At 60.5% G+C, this 19,827-nt stretch carries 21 protein-coding genes; 9 read left to right on the top strand and 12 right to left on the bottom strand.

What is annotated here, in order from left to right; genetic code table 11:
- Window positions 1-44: 44 nt before the first annotated feature.
- From creC to rloA2, 3 genes are read right to left on the bottom strand one after another with little or no spacing between them, the layout of a single operon-like run.
- Window positions 45-1,484, bottom strand: a complete 1,440-nt coding sequence (gene creC, locus AB3G88_RS25990; protein WP_099585722.1) for a two-component system sensor histidine kinase CreC — start codon at window positions 1,482-1,484, stop codon at window positions 45-47.
- Window positions 1,484-2,152 carry a two-component system response regulator CreB gene (gene creB / locus AB3G88_RS25995; protein WP_099585723.1) on the bottom strand — a complete coding sequence of 223 codons (669 nt, stop codon included), beginning with the start codon at window positions 2,150-2,152 and terminating at the stop codon, window positions 1,484-1,486. Before creB ends, creC begins: the two co-directional genes overlap by 1 nt.
- A 9-nt stretch (window positions 2,153-2,161) precedes the next feature.
- Window positions 2,162-2,662: a retropepsin-like aspartic peptidase RloA2 gene (rloA2, locus tag AB3G88_RS26000; RefSeq protein WP_099585724.1), complete on the bottom strand. Its 501-nt coding sequence runs from the start codon at window positions 2,660-2,662 to the stop codon at window positions 2,162-2,164.
- A 172-nt stretch (window positions 2,663-2,834) separates the two neighbouring features.
- Here rloA2 and AB3G88_RS26005 point away from each other — a divergent pair, with 172 nt between their 5' ends.
- Complete coding sequence (locus tag AB3G88_RS26005) at window positions 2,835-3,722, top strand: 1-acylglycerol-3-phosphate O-acyltransferase, YihG family (RefSeq protein ID WP_480452259.1); 888 nt, start codon at window positions 2,835-2,837, stop codon at window positions 3,720-3,722.
- Here the strand turns inward: AB3G88_RS26005 and AB3G88_RS26010 are convergent.
- On the bottom strand, window positions 3,719-4,291 hold the full coding sequence (locus tag AB3G88_RS26010) for a DUF2780 domain-containing protein (RefSeq protein ID WP_480452261.1): 573 nt from the start codon (window positions 4,289-4,291) through the stop codon (window positions 3,719-3,721). The genes AB3G88_RS26005 and AB3G88_RS26010 overlap by 4 nt on opposite strands.
- Window positions 4,292-4,421: 130 nt before the next feature.
- Here AB3G88_RS26010 and AB3G88_RS26015 point away from each other — a divergent pair, with 130 nt between their 5' ends.
- The 7 genes from AB3G88_RS26015 (at window position 4,422) to AB3G88_RS26045 (ending at window position 8,772) form a co-directional block, all read left to right on the top strand.
- The gene (locus AB3G88_RS26015) at window positions 4,422-5,048 is read left to right on the top strand and encodes a sigma-70 family RNA polymerase sigma factor (protein ID WP_158878554.1); all 627 of its coding nucleotides are present in this window, start codon (window positions 4,422-4,424) and stop codon (window positions 5,046-5,048) included.
- Window positions 5,045-5,722, top strand: a complete 678-nt coding sequence (locus tag AB3G88_RS26020; RefSeq protein ID WP_480452264.1) for an anti-sigma factor — start codon at window positions 5,045-5,047, stop codon at window positions 5,720-5,722. Before AB3G88_RS26015 ends, AB3G88_RS26020 begins: the two co-directional genes overlap by 4 nt.
- Before the next feature lie 76 nt (window positions 5,723-5,798).
- On the top strand, window positions 5,799-6,257 hold the full coding sequence (locus tag AB3G88_RS26025; protein WP_112192609.1) for an anti-sigma factor domain-containing protein: 459 nt from the start codon (window positions 5,799-5,801) through the stop codon (window positions 6,255-6,257).
- A 251-nt stretch (window positions 6,258-6,508) separates the two neighbouring features.
- Window positions 6,509-6,949 (top strand): hypothetical protein, encoded by a 441-nt coding sequence (locus tag AB3G88_RS26030; RefSeq protein ID WP_480452268.1) that lies wholly within the window; start codon window positions 6,509-6,511, stop codon window positions 6,947-6,949.
- Window positions 6,950-7,309 (top strand): hypothetical protein, encoded by a 360-nt coding sequence (locus tag AB3G88_RS26035; protein ID WP_480452269.1) that lies wholly within the window; start codon window positions 6,950-6,952, stop codon window positions 7,307-7,309.
- 134 nt (window positions 7,310-7,443) lie between these two features.
- The gene (locus AB3G88_RS26040; RefSeq protein ID WP_480452272.1) at window positions 7,444-8,418 is read left to right on the top strand and encodes a hypothetical protein; all 975 of its coding nucleotides are present in this window, start codon (window positions 7,444-7,446) and stop codon (window positions 8,416-8,418) included.
- The gene (locus AB3G88_RS26045) at window positions 8,419-8,772 is read left to right on the top strand and encodes a hypothetical protein (RefSeq protein WP_112192611.1); all 354 of its coding nucleotides are present in this window, start codon (window positions 8,419-8,421) and stop codon (window positions 8,770-8,772) included.
- Window positions 8,773-8,822: 50 nt separating this feature from the next.
- Here AB3G88_RS26045 and fdhA read toward each other — a convergent pair whose 3' ends face one another.
- The 8 genes from fdhA to AB3G88_RS26085 form a co-directional block, all read right to left on the bottom strand.
- Complete coding sequence (fdhA, locus tag AB3G88_RS26050; RefSeq protein WP_480452275.1) at window positions 8,823-10,022, bottom strand: formaldehyde dehydrogenase, glutathione-independent; 1,200 nt, start codon at window positions 10,020-10,022, stop codon at window positions 8,823-8,825.
- Between the two features lie 182 nt (window positions 10,023-10,204).
- The gene (purU, locus tag AB3G88_RS26055; protein WP_016977808.1) at window positions 10,205-11,062 is read right to left on the bottom strand and encodes a formyltetrahydrofolate deformylase; all 858 of its coding nucleotides are present in this window, start codon (window positions 11,060-11,062) and stop codon (window positions 10,205-10,207) included.
- Between the two features lie 10 nt (window positions 11,063-11,072).
- The gene (locus AB3G88_RS26060; RefSeq protein ID WP_112192612.1) at window positions 11,073-11,705 is read right to left on the bottom strand and encodes a sarcosine oxidase subunit gamma; all 633 of its coding nucleotides are present in this window, start codon (window positions 11,703-11,705) and stop codon (window positions 11,073-11,075) included.
- 123 nt (window positions 11,706-11,828) lie between these two features.
- Window positions 11,829-14,846: a sarcosine oxidase subunit alpha gene (locus tag AB3G88_RS26065; protein WP_480452278.1), complete on the bottom strand. Its 3,018-nt coding sequence runs from the start codon at window positions 14,844-14,846 to the stop codon at window positions 11,829-11,831.
- Window positions 14,843-15,145 (bottom strand): sarcosine oxidase subunit delta, encoded by a 303-nt coding sequence (locus AB3G88_RS26070; protein WP_065885450.1) that lies wholly within the window; start codon window positions 15,143-15,145, stop codon window positions 14,843-14,845. The genes AB3G88_RS26065 and AB3G88_RS26070 overlap by 4 nt, the downstream gene beginning before the upstream one ends.
- Before the next feature lie 15 nt (window positions 15,146-15,160).
- Window positions 15,161-16,411, bottom strand: coding sequence for a sarcosine oxidase subunit beta (locus AB3G88_RS26075; RefSeq protein WP_010207084.1), 1,251 nt, complete (start codon window positions 16,409-16,411; stop codon window positions 15,161-15,163).
- A gap of 22 nt (window positions 16,412-16,433) precedes the next feature.
- Complete coding sequence (glyA, locus tag AB3G88_RS26080) at window positions 16,434-17,687, bottom strand: serine hydroxymethyltransferase (protein WP_099585735.1); 1,254 nt, start codon at window positions 17,685-17,687, stop codon at window positions 16,434-16,436.
- A 154-nt stretch (window positions 17,688-17,841) separates the two neighbouring features.
- Complete coding sequence (locus AB3G88_RS26085; RefSeq protein ID WP_480452281.1) at window positions 17,842-18,570, bottom strand: TraX family protein; 729 nt, start codon at window positions 18,568-18,570, stop codon at window positions 17,842-17,844.
- 90 nt (window positions 18,571-18,660) lie between these two features.
- Here AB3G88_RS26085 and AB3G88_RS26090 point away from each other — a divergent pair, with 90 nt between their 5' ends.
- The gene (locus tag AB3G88_RS26090) at window positions 18,661-19,701 is read left to right on the top strand and encodes a threonine aldolase family protein (RefSeq protein WP_099585737.1); all 1,041 of its coding nucleotides are present in this window, start codon (window positions 18,661-18,663) and stop codon (window positions 19,699-19,701) included.
- Window positions 19,702-19,827 lie beyond the last annotated feature (126 nt).

The raw sequence follows: 19,827 nt of genomic DNA on the forward strand, positions 1-19,827 counted from the left end.
TCCCTGTTTTGATGGAGGGAGAGTGAGCTGCGCGTGTGGGGGTTTTATGTGGGCAATGTGGAGACTGTGTGGAGATGCAGTTCCACGCGCACGCCGCCGGGGACGTTACCGATCTGCAATGCGCCACCGTGGAGCTTCATCACTTCCTCGACAAAGTTCAGACCCAGGCCCGTGCTTTTGCGTCCGCTGGCCGGGCGTGGCAGCGAATAAAAGCGTTCGCTCAGACGCGGCAAGGCGTAGTCGGGAATCGGTGCGGCCTGGTTGAACAGGCTCACCTGCACTGCGTTGTGGTGCGTCTGCGCCGCGAATTTCAACAGGCCGCCCGGCGGTGTGAAATCCAACGCGTTCTCCAGCAGATTGCCCAGCGCCTGGCGCAGCAGAAAGGGCTCGCCGAACACCTTCACATCCGCCGCGATCGTCTGCTCCACTCGCAAGCCGGCGCTTTCGATCCGTGCACATTGGGCCTTGAGCACTTCGTCGACCAAGGCGGCCAGCGCGATACTTGCCTGCTCTTCCAGGCCCTGGCGTTGTTCCACTTGCGCCAGGTTCAGCAGGCGCTCGATCAACTGTTGCAGGCGTGCGCTTTCGCTGTCGATATTGCCGACAAAACGCTGCTGCTGCTCGCGGGTCATGTCGCCCTGCAACAGCTCCGCCGCGCCGCGAATCGCCGCCAGCGGGCTTTTCAATTCATGGGTCAGGGTGTGCACGTAATGCTCGACGTAGGCCTTGCCCTCCAGTTGCGTGCGCATGTGCTCCACGGCGGTGGATAACTGCTTCAACTCGCCGCCACGGTAGTGAGGCAACTCGGCGCGCCGCCCTTCACTGACCGCCTCGGCATAGGCCGTCAGCCGCCGTAGCGCGACGCTCAACCACCACGACAACAGCGCGCCCAGCAGCAGGCCCAGGATGACCAATCCGGCGCCGTACCACAGCAGGCGCCGCTCGGTGCGATCCACATAAGGCTGCAATGAGCTATTGGGTTTGGCCACGGTGACCACGCCGATGATCTGCCCGTTGTCGCGGATCGGCGCGCCCACGTGCATCACCGATGACGTGGCGTCATCCACATCACTGCGGGTGGAACGGGCGCCGTATTCGCCGCGCAGGGTGAGGTAGACATCGTTCCATTTGGAGTAGTCCTGGCCCACCGCTTGGCCCGTGGAGTCGAGCAACACGATGCCCTTGGCGTCGGTGACGTAGATGCGGTGGTTGACCTGGTTTTTCGGCAGGCCCCAGATGGTCGCGCCCGGCTGGCGGTTGCCGTAGGCCTTGAGCAGTTCCTGCCAGTGGCTTTGGCCAAGGGTGCGGTTTTTCACGTCGTCGCGCAGGATCTCGGCCAACAGGTTGGCGGTGTCCACCAGGGTTTCTTCGGTGGACTGGCGCACGCCGGGGCGGATTTCCTTCATGACGGTGCTGAGCACAAAGTAACCGGTAAGGCCGATAAACAGCGCGTACACCAGGAAAATCCGCAGCCCCAGGCGCATCAGCTGTTGCTCGGGCTGTAGCTGTAGCCCAGGCCGCGATGGGTCTGGATCGGCTCGGCCTGCGCCGCCACGCTACGCAGTTTGCTGCGCAGGCTTTTGATATGGCTGTCGATATTGCGCTCGTAGCCGGCATCCGCCGGTACGCCCACCGCATCGAGCAACTGCTCGCGGCTGAACACCCGCTCGGGTTGCTCCAGCAGGCTTTGCAGCAGGCGGAACTCATGGCGCGTGAGGTTCAGGGGCTGGCCGCGATAGTGGATCTGCATGCGTTCCAGATCCACCTGGAACACTGGCGGTGCAACGCCAGGGCCGACCCGCTTGAGGATCGCCTTGACCCGCGCCGCCACTTCCCGAGGGCTGAACGGCTTGACCACATAATCGTCAGCGCCGATTTCCAGCCCCACCACGCGGTCGATTTCGCCATCGCGGGCGCTGAGGAACATCACCGGCACTTCGGTGAAACGGCGCAATTGCTTGCAGGTTTCAAACCCGCTGATGTCGGGCAGGCCGATGTCGAGGATGATCAGGTCGGCGGGGCTCTGGCGCTGATGGGCCAACGCCTCCTGGCCGAGGCTCAGCCAGGTGGTGGTGAAACCCTCGCCTTGCAGGGCGAATATCAGCGTGTCGGCTATCGCCGCTTCGTCTTCGACAATCAGGATGTGGGGCATTTGGGTCTGTCAGCAGTCCGGTTTGTCGGCAGTGTACCGACGGGCCGGGTTTACCGCTGCGCCAAATTCACGCAGGGCCTTGGCGCCGATCAGCAGCGGGTAGTTGAAGCTGCTGCGGTCGGTGAGGTTGACCTCGACGGTGCGCTTGACGTCGCCCAGGCACATTTCCAGGTCGATCACCGGGCGCTTGGCCACGCTGGCTTCGTCCTTGTCGTCGTCTTCGTCGGCGCGGCTCTTGATCTTGCTGATGCGCGAGACTTTGTGTTCGTAGACTTTGTTGGAAGCGTCCTTGCCGCCGAGGCGGAAGCGCACCCAATCGTCGCCATCACGGGTGAAGGTTTCGATGTCGCGGGCCGACAGCGAGGCGGTCAGCGCGCCGGTGTCCATCTTGGCCTTGAAGGTTTCGCCGATCTCCGGCAACTGGATGTATTCGTAGCGACCGTAAAGGGTCGGCTCGGCGGCCATGACGGGCAGCGCAACGAGGGCAAGCAAGGCAAGGATAGATTTCACGTAGGTGGTTTCCTTGAATTAAGTAGGCGGATTCTAGACCGCAAAAGTGACTGTTAGTTAGTCTTCCCACCGTACCCGGTGCCTTGTGAAACATTCGTCAGGCGTTTTGCGATTTGGCCTCTAGACTCAGCTCTCTTATCATGGCCCGCCCACACGATCCCAAGAGTTGCTTATGCGCCGCCTGCTCACCGGCTGTCTGGTCACCCTGCTGCTGTTGCTCAATACGCTGATCCTGATCGGCCCCTTGCTGGTGTTCGCCCTGCTCAAGCTGGTGGCCCCGGGGCGCTTGCGTGACTACATGTCATGGGCGGTGATGTGGATCGCCGAGACCTGGGCCGAAATCGACAAACTGATCTTCGCACGCTGCATCCCCACCCAATGGGACATTCGCGGCGGCGACGACTTGCGCAGTGACACCTCGTATCTGGTCATCAGCAACCACCAATCCTGGGTGGATATTCCGGCGCTGATCCAGGCGCTTAACCGGCGTACGCCGTTCTTCAAGTTCTTCCTGAAAAAAGAATTGATCTGGGTGCCCTTCCTGGGCCTCGCCTGGTGGGCGCTGGATTACCCGTTCATGAAGCGCTACAGCAAGGCATTCCTGGCCAAGCATCCGGAACTGGCGGGGCAGGATCTTAAAATCACCAAAGAGGCCTGCGAGCTGTTCAAGCGCCAGCCGGTGACGGTGGTCAATTACCTGGAAGGTACGCGGTTCACCGAGGCCAAGCGCACGCAGCAGGGTTCACCCTTCACGCGGTTGCTCAAGCCCAAGGCGGGCGGCGTGGCGTTTGTGCTGGCGGCGATGGGTGAACAACTGGACGCGACCCTCGACGTCACGGTGGTCTATCCGCAGCAGAAGATTCCGGGGTTCTGGGACTTGATCAGCGGCGCAGTGCCGAAGGTGATCATTGATATCCGCACCCGTGAGCTGGACCCGGCGTTGTGGCAGGGGGATTACGAGAACGATCCGGCGTTTCGCCAGACCGTCCAGAACTGGGTCAACCAGCTTTGGAAGGAGAAGGACGCGCGCATCGGGCAACTGCGCGCGGAATCGACTTAGCTGCCGGTGCCCCAGGCCTCGGCCAGCTTGCCCAGCACGGAACTGCTGGCACCCTGGCCGCCCAGGTACTGCAGGATCACCGGGGCGAATTGGCCGATCATGCCACTGTCCATGCCCAGCGCGCTGAACGCAGTGTTGAGGTCGTTGGTGCTCTTCACATTTCCCAGCAGGCCGTCCAGGCCGCTGGTCTTGCTGCCGCCGGTCTGGCCGAGCATCCCGCTCAAGGCACCGAGGCTGCCCAGGGCATTGTTGCCCGATAGCTGATCCAGGCCAGGCACGCTGTTGCCCAACTGCGAGTAGTCGTTGCCGCTCAGTTTGTTCTTGGCCAGGCCCAGCATGGCGCCAGTACCGCCAACGGCTTGTTCGGGGGTGATATTGAGTTGCGAGGTCAGGGCGCTCAGCAGGCCGGCCGTCTCGGAAGACGGCGCGGCGGCAGCGGCTTTGTTGCTGCCGCCCTGCATACCGGAAATGGCATTGGCCGCGTCGCCAAGGCTGAAGCCTGCGGCAAACACCGGGGTTGCCGCCAGGGTCATCAGACAGGAAAGGGCGAAACCGCGTGAAATCTTCATTGAAACAACCTCTGGATATAGGTGCGAAAGCAGGCGTTTGACTGGGTATTCCGGAGGATTGTTCCCATGCCCGCATCCGAATCGCCCTGCCCTACGTATAGGCTTCATACCCCGCCCGGAGCAGGATGGAATGAATGCCCAAGCTGGACTAACCTCTGCCTACCGTGCGCAGTCCCGTCGCCCTCGAAAGAGAGCCTGGAGAAGCCCTATTACCCTCACCGATGCTGACCCGTTGCGGCCCCTGCTGGCCCAATGCGCCTTGGGCAATCGCCAAGCGTTCGAAACGCTCTATCGCACTGTATCGCCACGTCTGCACGGCGTGGCCATGCGCTTCATGGGCCGCCAGGACCTGGCTGAAGAGGTGCTGCAGGAAGCCTTCATACGCATCTGGTACAACGCCTCGCGTTACGAAGCCCACTTGGCTGCGCCGATGACCTGGATGATCAACATCACCCGCAACCTGGCCATCGACCAACTGCGTAAACGCCGCGAACAGCCCCTGGCCGACGGTCAAGAAGACGCCTTGCTCGACGAAAGCCCCAGCGCCCACGACCTGCTCGACAGCGAACGCGACGCCCGCGCCCTCAACCGCTGCCTCGACACCCTCGACGGCATGCAGCGTCAATCGATCACGGTGGCGTACTTCCAGGGCCTGTCGTGCTCGGAGTTGGCCGAACACTTGGCCGCGCCGCTGGGCTCGGTCAAATCCTGGATTCGCCGCGGCATGGAACGCCTGCGCAGGTGCCTCGAATCATGAACTACCAAACCACAGCCCTGCGCCGCGCCCTGGCCGCCGACTACGCCATCGGCCTGATGCCCGCCACCGCCCGTCGGCGTTTTGATGCCCTCTTGCTGGACGATGCCGCATTGCGCGTCGAACTGGGTCATTGGCAGCAAACGCTTGCCAGCCTGACCGGCGGCCTGCCCGAGCAGCCGGTGCCTGAGCATGTATGGGCAGCCATCAACGCGCGGATCGAGCCGCAAGTGCTGCATGTGCCGGCGCAGAAACCGTTCTGGATGAACCTGCGCCTGTTAGCGGCAGCCTTTGGGATCGTGCTCGCGGTGCTGGTCGGCCTGCTTTACCAGCGCGACACATCCGTGGAATACAACGCCACGCTGGTCGCCGCCGACCAGCAACCGGCGCTGCACATCCAGGCGTTTAGCGACCACCTGCAAATCGAACCGCTGGCCTTGGCTGCGGTAGAGCCGACGCGAGACCTGGAGCTGTGGGTCATCCCGCCCGGTGGCAAACCCATCTCACTGGGGCTGGTACCGGCTGCCGGCAAGGGTCGAATCCAGTTGAGCAAGGAACAGCAAGCGCTGCTGACAGCGCCGCTGACCCTGGCCGTGAGCCTGGAGCCTCGGGGCGGCTCGCCGACCGGTCAACCAACCGGGCCGGTGCTGTATCAAGGCCAATTGGCATCACTGTGAGCTGAACCGGGGCCAGGAACCCATCGCGCCCATCGGGGTCAATGACAAGTGTGAAAGCCCTGTCAGGAAAATCTCAATGAGCGCGACACGTCCCACAGTGATTGAACAGAAGCCCCCATTCTGGAACCGCCCCCGCCTGCTTATCGGCGTCTGCGTGGCCCTCCTCAGCGGCCTCGGCGGCGCACTCTACACTCAAGACAACGTCCAATCCGCCGCCACCCTGGTGACCACCACCCAGCAACCGGCTGCGCAAATCAGGGCGCATAAGGATTACCTCGAAGTCGAACCCATCGCCGCCACTGCCCCGGCACCCGACCAAAGCCTGGAGCTGTGGGCCATGCCCGAAGGTGGCCAGCCGGTTTCGCTGGGGCTGTTGCCGGAGGATGGCCAAGGCATCATCGGCTTGAACCCGCGCCAGCAGGCGAGCATCAGCCAGCCGGTGGAATTGATGGTGAGTGCGGAAACCAAAGGTGGTTCGCTGAGTAAGCAACCGACAGGCCCGACGGTGTACCAGGGCGCACTGGCTATTCGCTGATAGCGTAAAACCCGTGTGGGAGGGGGCTTGCCCCCGATGGCAGAGTGTCAGGCAGCCTATGTGTAGCTGACCCACCGTCATCGGGAGCAAGCTCCCTCCCACATTTGATCTTCATCAGCTCATGGGATCGTAGGCATGCGCCTGGACTTAAGTAGTCCATTTCCGAAACGTTAAAACCGCCCCTGCATGCGTCTTACCTCGCTTGTAGCGCCTTCTTATAGTCGTGCGCCACAGTCCTGGAGGTACACGTTATGCAGGGAGCCTATGCATTTATTAATGAACGGCCGCAGCCTTATCCGTTGCTCAAACTGAGCCTCTCGCTCAACCCCAATACCCAAACCAAGTTCGACATCCTCAACCAGCACATTCGCAACACCGTCGTGCTGCCTGGGCAATTAGTCATTATCGGCGACAGCCGAACCGCCGCTTGTACCGCTGAAGAAGCTCGCTTGATGCAATCAGCCGCTAACATCAAACATGCTTTGTTGGCACACTCCGCCACTGATCAATTCCTGATCAAAAACTACGATCAGTTACAGGCCATCATGTCCCATGCGTCTTTGGGCATCGGCAGCGTGAGCAGTGCTTGGAGCAAGCACCTGACGCACGTCGAGCAGACGCTCAAGGAAATCGATGAGTTGCATAAGCAGTACCTGAGGAGCGGTACCGTGAGTGAAACCTGGGGAGACTGAATGGACCCCGTATCTATTGGCATGTTGTCAGGAGCCATCATGCTACTCAGCCTCCCGCTCAACTTTTATGTCATGTTCGATAAGCTCGATGCAGCAGAACGCTATCTGCGATACAGCGCATACATCGTGGGGAATCGACTTACTCTGCGCCGTTTGCCCTTTGAGGGTAGACAAGTGCGCCTCTATGTCGTGGCCACGGTTATTCTTCTGCCAAAACTTTTTCAGTGGAGAAACCTGATACTCACGGAGGATGTTGAAAAGATCCCGAGACGCCTCAGATACTGGATGGTTATACCCTCACTTATTACCCATCTATCAGCCCTGACGATGTTTATCAGTTGGCTGTTAATAAAAGCCTGATCTCCACAAAAGGTAGGTGCAAGCCTAATTCTTCGTAGTCCATTTCCGAAACACTCCCAACATCTCGGCCAGCTTCTTACACCCGCTTTGGCATCTTCATATAGTCGTGCGCCACAGTCCTGGAGGTACACGTTATGCAGGGAGCCTATGCATTTATCAATGAACGGCCGCAGCCTTATCCGTTACTCAAACTGAGCCTCTCGCTCAACCCCAATACCCAAACCAAGTTCGACATCCTCAACCAGCACATTCGCAACACCGTCGTGCTACCTGGGCAATTAGTCATTATCGGGGACAGCCGAACCGCCGCTTGTACCGCTGAAGAAGCTCGCTTGATGCAATCAGCCGCTAACATCAAACATGCTTTATTGGCTCACTCCGCCACTGATCAATTCCTGATCAAAAACTACGATCAGTTACAGGCCATCATGTCCCATGCGTCTTTGGGCATCGGCAGCGTGAGCAGTGCTTGGAGCAAGCACCTGGCGCAGATCGAGCAGACGCTCAAGGAAATCGATGAGTTGCATAAGCAGTACCTGAGGAGCGGTACCGTGAGTGCGAGAAATGAATTTCTGGTTAAGCGCAGGGCTTTGTTTGCGAGGCTCGACACCCAACTCTCGGGGATGGCGCGCTTTGGTACGAGGTTGAAGAATGAAGGTTCGATCAAGAAAATGCTGGGAATTTCCACTAAGAGCTATTGGCATCACGGGGAGATTCGGGGGTATGAGGAAACAGTCAAACGTGTAGCCAAGGCTTCGCAGATATTAAAGAAAGGTACTTACATTGGTCTCGCACTGGATGTGGGGTCGACGGCAATGGAGATAGCGGAGGCGTGTTCCACCGGGCGTGAGCAAGAATGTACGCAAGCGAAATACGTTGAAGGAGGAAAGTTAGTAGCTGGCGTTGGTGGCTCATACTTGGGAGCAAGACTTGGAGCCTCCATTGGCATCGGCGCCTGCATGTTAGTTTTTGGAATACCCACGGCTGGCGCCGGAGCCTTGGCATGTGGCATCGTCGGCGGTGCCACAGGCGGACTAGGGGGGGCTGCGCTGGGAACCGGGCTTGCGCAAAGCACAGGCGATTTCATCTATAAGACTGCGAGGGATTAAATGGTCTGGTTCTACCTCGGTATTGGTTCAGTCATCCTGATGCTGTTGAGCTTTCCGCTGATCTTTTGTGCCATGTACAAAAAGCTGGATGCTGCAGAAGGCTATGTGCAATACAGTACCTACCTAGTCGTGCAAAAACATATCTTTCGTAATGCGCACTTTGACGGACGGCCCCAGCGTGTATTCGCCATGGCCACCATTATTCTCATTCCGAAGATACTTCAATGGAGACGTCTGGTACTTGTGGAGGACGTTGAAAGAATACCAAAACACCTTAGGTATTGGATGGTGATACCAACACTCACTGCCTGCATATCTTTTGCCGGCATGTTTATCAGCTGGTTTTTTATATAAGACTTATCCGTGATAAAAAAGGGCGACTCTAAGTCGCCCTTATCTAACGTTTACGCCGCACTAAACAACTTATGCGGATCAATCACAAACTTCTTCGGCACACCCGCATCGAACTCGCCGTACCCACGCGGCGCGTCATCCAGGCTGATCACCTGCACGCCAACGATCTCGGCGATGTTGATCCGGTCCCACATGATCGCCTGCATCAACTGGCGGTTGTACTTCATCACCGGCGTCTGACCCGTGTGGAAGCTGTGGGACTTGGCCCAGCCCAGGCCAAAACGAATGCTCAGGCTGCCCATTTTGGCGGCGGCGTCGACGGCGCCTGGATCTTCAGTGACGTAGAGGCCAGGGATACCGATCTTGCCCGCTACACGCACCACGCCCATCAGCGAGTTGAGTACGGTGGCCGGGGCTTCGGCCTTGACGCCGTCGTGGCCGTGGCCGCGTGCTTCGAAGCCTACGGCATCGACGGCGCAGTCCACTTCGGGCTCGCCGAGCAGCGCAGCAATCTGCTCGTGCAGCGGTGTGTCGGTGGACAGGTCGGCAATTTCAAAACCCTGCGCCTTGGCGTGGGCAAGACGGATTGGGTTGACGTCGCCGATGATCACCACGGCCGCACCGAGCAAGCGTGCGGAAGCGGCAGCCGCAAGGCCCACGGGACCGGCACCGGCGATGTAGACGGAGCTGCCCGGGCCAACGCCAGCGGTCACGGCGCCGTGATAGCCGGTCGGCAAAATGTCGGAAAGGCACGTCAGGTCGCGGATTTTTTCCATGGCCTTGTCGCGGTCCGGCAGTTTCAGCAGGTTGAAGTCGGCGTACGGCACCAGCACGTATTCGGCTTGACCACCGGTCCAGTCACCCATGTCGACGTAGCCGTAGGCACCGCCCGGACGGCCCGGGTTGACGCTCAGGCACACGCCGGTGTGTTGTTCCTTGCAGGAGCGGCACAGGCCGCAGGCGACGTTGAACGGTACCGAGACCAGGTCGCCGATTTTCAGGTTTTCGACGCCTTTGCCCATTTCGATCACTTCGCCAGTGATCTCGTGACCGAGCACCAGGCCGGTCTGGGCAGTGGTGCGGCCGCGCACCATGTGTTGGTCGGAGCCGCAAATGTTGGTGGAAACCACGCGCAGGATGACGCCGTGCTCAATCTTCCTGCCACGGGGGTCCTGCATTTTGGGATAGTCGATTTTCTGTACTTCGACCTTGCCGTTGCCGAGATACACGACACCACGATTACCAGACATGCTTTCACCTCGCTGTTGTTTTTATGGAACTACGTTGCCCTTGGGGGCAGCGCGTTAAATGCTCGGGTACAGATGCTGTTTCTTGTGTTGTTTGTTGGGCCTCATCGGGGCAAGCCCCCTCCCACATTTGAAGGTATTCACAATTCAAAAGGTGGGAGGGGGCTTGCCCCCGATGGCGTCAGTCAGAGCACCACAGTTCTATTGGCATTCAAGAACACCCGTCGCTCAATGTGATACCCCACTGCCCGCGCCAATGTCAGCCCTTCGATGTCCCGCCCCTTGGCAATCAAATCCTCGGGATAGTGGCTGTGATCCACCACTTCCACGCCTTGGGCAATGATTGGGCCTTCGTCCAGATCGTTATTGATGTAATGCGCCGTGGCGCCCACCAGTTTCACGCCCTTGTTGTACGCCTGGTGGTAAGGCTTGGCGCCCTTGAACCCCGGCAACAACGAGTGGTGAATATTGATGGCCTTGCCATCCAGCTTGCGGCACAGCTCCGGCGACAGCACTTGCATGTAGCGCGCAAGGATCACCAGTTCGGCGCCGGTATCTTCCACCACTTGCCACACTTGACGCTCCTGGGACGGTTTGTCGTTGGGGTCGAGGGGGAAATGGTAGTAGGGAATCTGATGCCAGTCGGCCAAAGGTTTCAGATCGGGGTGGTTGGACACCACCGCGACCACGTCCATCGACAGTTGGCCGATGCGCTGGCGGTACAACAGGTCATTGAGGCAGTGATCGGCCTTGGAGACCATGATCACCACTTTTGGCCGGTAGTTCGGCGCCGTCAGCTCGAAGATCATGCCAAAGGCTTCACCGCGAGTGGCCAGGCCATCGCGGAAACCCTGCTCGTCGAAGCCGTCGGGCTGGCGGAATTCCACCCGAATAAAAAACCGGCCCGAGAGGCGATCATCGAACGAATGGTGCTCGGTGACGTAGCAACCCTGCTCGAACAGGTAGCGGGTGACCGCGTCCACCGTGCCGAGCACGCTGGGGCAGTCGGCAGTCAAAATCCATGTATCAGGGGCGCGGCTCATGGGTCATTCCTCAGGCTTGAACACTCAGGCCGAATTCGGCAGAGGCGTCCTGCAGCCACAGCCACCAGTAATCCGAGAAGCTGCGACGAATCAGCAGTTCCCACGTGTCTTCAGCCGTGTGGCGGATCACCAATTGCGACTTGGCGAACACCGTGCCCACTGCCTTGCCCACCGGGAAGTTGTTGGGATGCACGTCGTAGCTGGTGGACTTCATCAGCACGTCGCGCACGTTCGGGCCGCTCAGCTCAAGAATCTGCTGGCCGCCGCTGACGTTGACGATCTGGATATGCAAATCGCCCAGCGCGGCACGCAGGTTTTGCTCGGCGGCGAATTCTTCACCGCTCGGCACGATCAGCAACCACTCATCCGGGCCGAGCCATTGCAGGCTGGTTTCACCTTTGATGATGACTTGCAGGGCGCCGGGCAGTTCGATGCCCAGGGCCTTGTGCACGCCGGCGGCGAAGGCCGCGTCATGGCCGTCGCCACGAATGGTCAGGTGACCGAGGAGTTTCTTTTCACGCACGGTCACGCCGGCGTTCTTGCGGCCCTTGCCGACCAGGCTGGCGAGGTCGGCGTGGTGCAGCGAGGATTCGGCCTTGGCGCCGTTGGTGGGGCGTTGTTGGTAGACATTGGCTGCTGTCATAAAGCACCTGTTCTGAATTCTGTTGTGAGGCTGATGGCCTCATCGGGGGCAAGCCCCCTCCCACAGGGGATGCATTTCAAAATGTGGGAGGGGGCTTGCCCCCGATGCAGGCAACTCGGTCTATCAGATGTTCTGCCGATCACCCTTAGGATCAAAGAACACCGAAGACACAATCTCCGCCTCGATCACGCTGCCATCCGCCTGCGGTGAGAACACCCGCTCACCGATGCGCTTCAAGCCGCCCTTGACCACGCCCATGGCAAACGAATAACCCAGGGAGTTGTGCGCATAGCTTGAGGTGACGTGGCCGACCATCTTCATCGGGATCGTCTGCTTCGGATCGAACACCAACTGCGCGCCTTCCGGCAGCCACACGGTCGGGTCGATCGGCTTCAAGCCCACCAGTTGCTTACGCTCTTCGCGCACACAGTCTTCACGGTTCATGCCGCGCCAGCCGATCCACGAGAACGGTTTGGTGCGGCCAACGCACCAGCCCATGTTCAGGTCGTCCGGGGTCATCGAGCCGTCGGTGTCCTGGCCGACGATGATGAAGCCCTTCTCGGCCCGCAGGACGTGCATGGTTTCGGTGCCGTACGGGGTCAGGTTGTACTTTTTGCCGGCCTCGACGATTTTTTCCAGCACGCCCATGGCGTAGTCGGCTTGCACGTTGACTTCGTACGACAGCTCACCGGTGAACGAGATACGGAACACCCGCGCTGGAACACCGCCCACCAGGCCTTCTTTCCAGGTCATGAACGGGAAGCCGTCCTTGTCCAAGTCGATGTCGGTCACTTCGCTCAGCAGCTTGCGGCTGTTGGGGCCGGACAGGGTCATGGTTGCCCAGTGGTCGGTGACCGAGGTGAAGTACACCTTGAGGTCCGGCCATTCGGTCTGTTGGTAGATTTCCAGCCACTGAAGAACGCGAGCCGCGCCGCCGGTGGTGGTGGTCATCAGGAAGTGGTTGTCGGCGATGCAGGCGGTGACGCCGTCGTCGAAGACCATGCCGTCTTCCTTGCACATCAGGCCGTAGCGCGCCTTGCCCACGTCGAGCTTGGTCCAGGCGTTGGAGTAGATGCGGTTGAGGAATTCGCGGGCATCCGGGCCTTGAATGTCGATTTTGCCGAGGGTCGACGCATCGAGCAGGCCGACGCTGTCGCGCACGGCCAGGCATTCGCGTTTGACGGCGGCGTGCAGGTCTTCACCGTTACGCGGGAAGTACCATGGGCGTTTCCACTGGCCGACGTCTTCAAACTCAGCGCCGTTTTTCACGTGCCAGGCTTGCAGCGCGGTGTAACGCACCGGTTCAAAGATGTGCCCACAGTGACGGCCCGCCACCGCGCCGAAAGTCACCGGCGTGTAGTTGGGACGGAACATGGTGGTGCCCATCTGCGGGATGGTCACGTTCAGCGAGCGGGCGGCGATGGCCAGGCCGTTGACGTTACCCAGCTTGCCCTGGTCGGTGCCGAAGCCCAGCGCGGTGTAGCGTTTGACGTGCTCGACCGACTCGAAACCTTCGCGGGTGGCCAGTTCGATGGCGGCCGCGGTGACGTCGTTTTGCAGGTCGACGAATTGCTTCGGCGCCCGTGCGGTAGGTTTGTCGTGCGGCACTTGGTAGATCGCCAGGGTTGGCTCTTCCAGACGGCTCAGGGCTTTTGGCAGCGTGCCTTCCACCGGAGCGAAACCGGCTTCGCTGGCCGCGCGAACGCCGCCTTCAAAACCGTCCGCCAGGGAATCACCGAGGCCGTAGACGCCGTTGATGCCACCGACACACACGCGTTTCTGCGGTGCATCGCCCGGAACAAAACCGAGGATGTCTTCACGCCAGGTCGGCTTGCCGCCCAAGTGCGAGGCCAAGTGAACCACCGGGCTGTAGCCGCCGGAACTGGCCACCAGGTCGCAGTCCAGCCACTCGCCAGGGCTGCTGACTTTATGTGCCTTGACGTCAATCGCGGCAATCCGTGCAGCGGTCACGCGCTTGGTGCCACGGGCTTCGACCACAGCGCTGCCGGTGAGGATACGAATGCCTTTGGCGCGGGCTTCTTCCACCAGCGCGCCACGTGGGTTGTGGCGCACGTCAGCCACGGCAACCACTTGCAGGCCGGCGTCGAGCCAGTCCAGCGCGACGCGGTAGGCGTGGTCGTTGTTGGTCGACAGCACCAGTTTCTTGCCCGGCGCCACGCCGTAGCGACGCACGTAAGTCGAGACCGCACCGGCCAGCATGTTGCCCGGCACGTCGTTGTTGCCGTACACCAGCGGACGTTCGCACGCGCCAGTCGCCAGCACGACACGCTTGGCGCGCACACGGTGGATGCGCTGACGCACCACACCAATCGGCGCACGGTCACCGAGGTGATCGGTGAGGCGCTCGTGAATGGTCAGGAAGTTATGGTCGTGGTAGCCGTTGACGGTGGCGCGGGGCAGCAGCACCACGTCCGGCAGGGCTTTCAATTCGGCGATGACGCTGGCAACCCACTCAGCAGCCGGCTTGCCGTCGAGGCTTTCACGCGAGTCCAGCAAGGACCCGCCGAACTCTTCCTGCTCATCGGCGATGATCACGCGGGCACCGCTGCGCGCAGCCGCCAGTGCAGCGGCCAGGCCGGCAGGGCCTGCGCCCACGATCAGCACGTCGCAGTGACGGTTGAAGTTGTCGTAGGTGTCCGGGTCGTTCTCGGTTGGCGAGCGGCCAAGGCCTGCTGCCTTACGGATGTACTTCTCGTAGGTCATCCAGAACGATTGCGGGTACATGAAGGTTTTGTAGTAGAAACCCGGCGGCATCAGCTTGCCGCCAACCTTGCCGAGAATGCCCATCACGTCATTGTTGACGTTCGGCCAGCCGTTGGTGCTGGTGGCGACCAGGCCCTGGTACAACGCCTGTTGCGTGGCGCGCACGTTGGGAATTTGCGTGGCTTCGGTGGCGCCGATCTGCAGCACTGCGTTTGGCTCTTCAGCGCCCGCAGCAAAGATGCCGCGAGGACGCGAGTATTTGAAGCTGCGGCCGATGATGTCGACGCCATTGGCCAGCAGGGCTGCGGCCAGGGTGTCGCCTTCAAAGCCTTTGTAGCTCTGACCGTTAAAGGTAAACGTCAGGACTTTATTACGGTCGATCCGGCCACCGTTGGACAGGCGATTGGTCTGGCTCATACCTTCTCTCCAGAGGCCTTGGCGGTGAATTGTGGCTTCTCACCGATCTTGTAGGTTTCAAGAATTTCGTAGGTGACGGTGTCGCGGGTGGCGTTGAAGTACTGACGGCAACCGGCGGCATGGATCCACAGCTCATGGTGCAGGCCGCGGGGGTTGTCGCGGAAGAACATGTAGTCGCCCCACTCCGCATCGGTGCAGGCATTCGGGTCCAGCGGGCGCGGGATGTGCGCTTGGCCGGAAGCGTGGAATTCCTCTTCGGAGCGCAGTTCGCCACAGTGTGGACAGAAGATATGCAACATAGGAAATTTCTCCTGTTAGTGGGCGACAGCCGCAGCGCCGTGTTCGTCGATCAACGCACCGTTGTGGAAACGGTCGATGGAGAAAGGTGCGGCCAGCGGGTGCATTTCACCCTTGGCGAGGCTCGCGGCAAATACGTTGCCTGAGCCAGGCGTGGCCTTGAAGCCACCGGTGCCCCAACCGCAGTTGAAGAACATGTTCGGTACCGGCGTCTTGGAGATGATCGGGCAAGCGTCCGGCGTGGTGTCGACGATGCCGCCCCACTGACGGTTCATGCGCACCCGCGACAGCACCGGGAACATCTCGACGATGGCCTGGATGGTGTGTTCGATCACCGGGTACGAACCACGCTGGCCGTAGCCGTTGTAGCCGTCGATACCGGCGCCGATCACCAGGTCGCCCTTGTCGGACTGGCTGATGTAGCCGTGCACGGCGTTGGACATGATCACGCTGTCGATGATCGGCTTGATCGGCTCCGACACCAACGCTTGCAGCGGGTGGGATTCGATCGGCAGGCGAAAGCCCGCGAGCGACGCCATATGACCGGAGTTACCCGCCGTCACCACACCGACGCGCTTGGCGCCGATAAAGCCTTTGTTGGTTTCCACGCCGATGCACACGCCGTTTTCCTTGCGGAAGCCGATCACTTCGGTCTGCTGGATCAAGTCCACCCCGAGTGCGTCAGCGGCGCGGGCAAAGCCCCAGGCCACGGCATCGTGACGGGCCACGCCGCCGCGCCTTTGCACGGTGGCGCCGAGTACCGGGTAGCGGGTGTTTTTCGAGCAGTCGAGGTACGGAATCTCGTCGGCTACTTGTTTGGCGTTGAGCAGTTCACCGTCCACGCCATTGAGGCGGTTGGCGCTGACGCGACGCTCGGAATCACGGATGTCTTGCAGGGTGTGGCACAGGTTGTACACGCCACGCTGGGAGAACATCACGTTGTAGTTCAGGTCCTGGGACAGGCCTTCCCACAGTTTCATCGCGTGTTCGTACAGGTGCGCCGACTCGTCCCACAGGTAGTTGGAACGCACGATGGTGGTGTTGCGCGCGGTGTTACCGCCGCCCAGCCAGCCTTTCTCGACCACGGCCACATTGGTGATGCCGTGTTCCTTGGCCAGGTAGTACGCGGTCGCCAGACCATGCCCGCCACCGCCGACGATGACCACGTCGTAGACCTTTTTCGGGGTCGGCGTGCGCCACATCTTCTGCCAGTTTTCGTGATGGCTGAGGGAGTGCTTGAAGAGGCCGAAGCCCGAGTAGCGTTGCATAGTCATTACTCCAAAACCGCGCTCAGCGATAAACCGGGAAATCAGCGCACAGGGCAGACACGTGTTTGGCCACGTTGGCCTCGACATCGGCGTCGCCGAGGTTGTCGAGGATGTCGCAGATCCAGCCAGCCAACTCGACACACTGCGCCACTTTGAAACCACGCGTGGTCACCGCCGGGGTGCCGATGCGCAGGCCCGAGGTCACAAATGGCGACTGCGGGTCATTCGGCACGGCGTTCTTGTTGACGGTGATGTGGGCGCGACCGAGAGCGGCGTCTGCGTCTTTGCCGGTGAGGCCCTGACGGATCAGGCTCACCAGGAACAGGTGGTTATCGGTGCCGCCGGAAACTACATCGTAGCCGCGTTTGATAAACACGCCGGCCATGGCCTGGGCGTTGTCGATCACTTGTTGCTGATAGGCCTTGAAGCCAGGCTCAGCCGCTTCCTTGAAGCACACGGCCTTGCCGGCGATCACGTGCATCAGCGGGCCACCCTGGGCACCAGGGAATACGGCGGCGTTGAGCTTCTTCTCGATGGCTTCGTTGGCCTTGGCCAGGATCAAGCCGCCACGTGGACCGCGCAGGGTCTTGTGAGTGGTGGTGGTGACCACGTCGGCGTACGGCAGCGGGTTCGGGTACAGGCCAGCGGCGACCAGGCCGGCGACGTGGGCCATGTCGACGAACAGCAGCGCGCCGACTTTGTCAGCAATGGCACGGAAGCGCGGGAAATCCAGGGTCTTGGAATAGGCCGAGAAACCGGCCACGATCATTTTCGGCTGGCACTCGACAGCCAGGCGCTCGACTTCGTCGTAGTCGATCAGGCCAGTGTCGGTGTTGATGCCGTACTGCACCGCGTTGTACAGCTTGCCCGAGGACGACACTTTGGCGCCGTGGGTCAAGTGACCGCCATGGGCCAGGCTCATGCCCAGGATGGTGTCGCCGGCATTGATCAGCGCCAGGTACACGGCGCTGTTGGCGGACGAGCCGGAGTGTGGCTGCACGTTGGCGTAATCGGCGCCGAACAGCTGCTTGGCGCGTTCGATGGCCAGGGCTTCAACCTTGTCCACGTGCTCGCAGCCGCCGTAATAGCGCTTGCCCGGGTAACCTTCGGCGTATTTGTTGGTGAGGCCGCTGCCTTGAGCTTCCATCACGCGCTTGCTGGTGTAGTTCTCCGACGCGATCAGCTCGATATGATCTTCCTGACGCTGCTCCTCGGCATTCATCGCCGCCAGCAGTGCATCGTCATAACCCTGGATCTGGTCTTTCTTGCTGAACATCGCGTCTCTCCCAGCCTTTCGTATTGTTGAGGCCCTCGCAGGGCCCTTTGATGCGATGGTAGGGCTGGCGCTGGTAGATCAAATGCCTACGCACGCCACGCAAAGGTGCGTTTACGACATTGCCGGAACAACACACAACAAATGTGGGAGGGGGTTAGGCGATAGCCTGGCGGACGAGTAGCAGCAGGAAGAAATGCAGGGGATAGAGGGTGTACGCCCAGCGGCGCATGGCGGGTGGTGAGGTGCTTGTGGCATGTCGTAATAAGACCAATCCGGCCAATGGCGCGATCAGGCATGCAGCCAATCCCAGCAGCGCCACCGGCGTGCCGCTGTTGAGCAGGATTTGCCACTGATTGGCGGCCACGCAGACCAATCCCGGCAACACACTGAAATACCAAGGCCGGCGAAACACCAGCAGCATCGCCAATGGCAGCAATACACCAAAGAAACCGAACATTAAGTGGGATGAAAACAAAGCCGCTATCGTGACGGCGATCAGCGCCAATCCTCGATCAACCACCGCCTTCTGCTGCCATCCTCGGGCAACCAGCAACCCCAGCGCTAACGTGGGTAGAACGTTCAACGTATCGGCATCCTCGATAAACAACCGATACGGCACTTCGCTGATCACACTGAACAGCAGCAGCCATGCCAGGTAACGCCAATGGCCGGTCACCGGTGCATGCCGGGTGCGATGCAGGTTCGCTGCAATCGCCAGGCAAAACCACGGGAACGCCAGGCGCCCCGGCACGTACAGGCCGTCCAGGCTCAAGCCGACATAGCGCAGGTGATCCAGCACCATGCACAGCAGCGCCAACCACTTGAGCAAATCCAAAGCGCCATCGCGGACACGTCCGACAGGCATCGTTTCAGTCCCGTGCATAATTCCCCAGTGACTTTGCATTTACAGAGCGTGCGCACCCGCGACAATCTTGGTTACAGTGCGCACCAACATCGACCACAGGAATGGGCCATGACCGACAAGAGCCAACAATTCGCCAGTGACAACTACTCCGGGATCTGCCCGGAAGCCTGGGCCGCCATGGAACAAGCCAACCAGGGCCATCAACGCGCCTATGGCGATGATGAATGGACCCACCGCGCCGCCGACGGTTTCCGCAATCTGTTTGAAACCGACTGCGAAGTGTTCTTCGCCTTCAACGGCACTGCCGCCAACTCACTGGCACTGTCGTCCTTGTGCCAGAGCTACCATAGCGTGATTTGCTCGGAAACGGCCCACGTCGAAACCGACGAATGCGGCGCGCCGGAGTTCTTCTCCAACGGCTCCAAGCTGCTCGTCGCCCGCACTGAAAACGGCAAGCTGACCCCGGAGTCGATCCGCGAGATTGCCCTCAAGCGTCAGGACATCCACTACCCCAAGCCGCGCGTCGTGACCCTGACCCAGGCCACCGAAGTCGGCAGCGTGTACACCCCGGAAGAAATCCGCGCCATCAGCGCCACCTGCAAAGAGCTGGGCCTGAACCTGCACATGGACGGCGCACGCTTCTCCAACGCCTGCGCATTCCTCGGCTGCTCGCCGGCCGACCTGACCTGGAAAGCCGGCGTCGACGTGCTGTGCTTTGGTGGTACCAAAAACGGCATGGCCGTGGGTGAAGCCATCCTGTTCTTCAACCACAAGCTGGCCGAAGACTTCGACTACCGCTGCAAACAGGCCGGCCAGCTCGCGTCGAAGATGCGCTTTTTGTCCGCCCCGTGGGTGGGCCTGCTGGAGAACGACGCCTGGCTCAAACACGCACGTCACGCCAACCATTGCGCACAACTGCTGAGCAGCCTGGTAGCGGATATTCCGGGGGTGGAACTGATGTTCCCGGTGCAGGCCAATGGCGTGTTCCTGCAACTCTCCGAACCGGCCATTGCGGCGCTGACGGCCAAGGGTTGGCGCTTCTACACATTTATCGGCAAAGGTGGCGCGCGCTTCATGTGTGCGTGGGATACCGAGGAAGAGCGTGTAAGAGAATTAGCCGCGGATATTCGGAAAGTGATGGAAGCCTGAAACCACGGGCCTTCCAGCGCATTTTCAGAGACTGTTTGTACGTATTTCTGACAGTATCTATCTACCCCTTGCCTTGGTTAGGATCTCGTCACCCCGATTGAACGGACGCGTTATATCGGGGCTGAC

The organism is Pseudomonas arvensis (assembly GCF_056688935.1).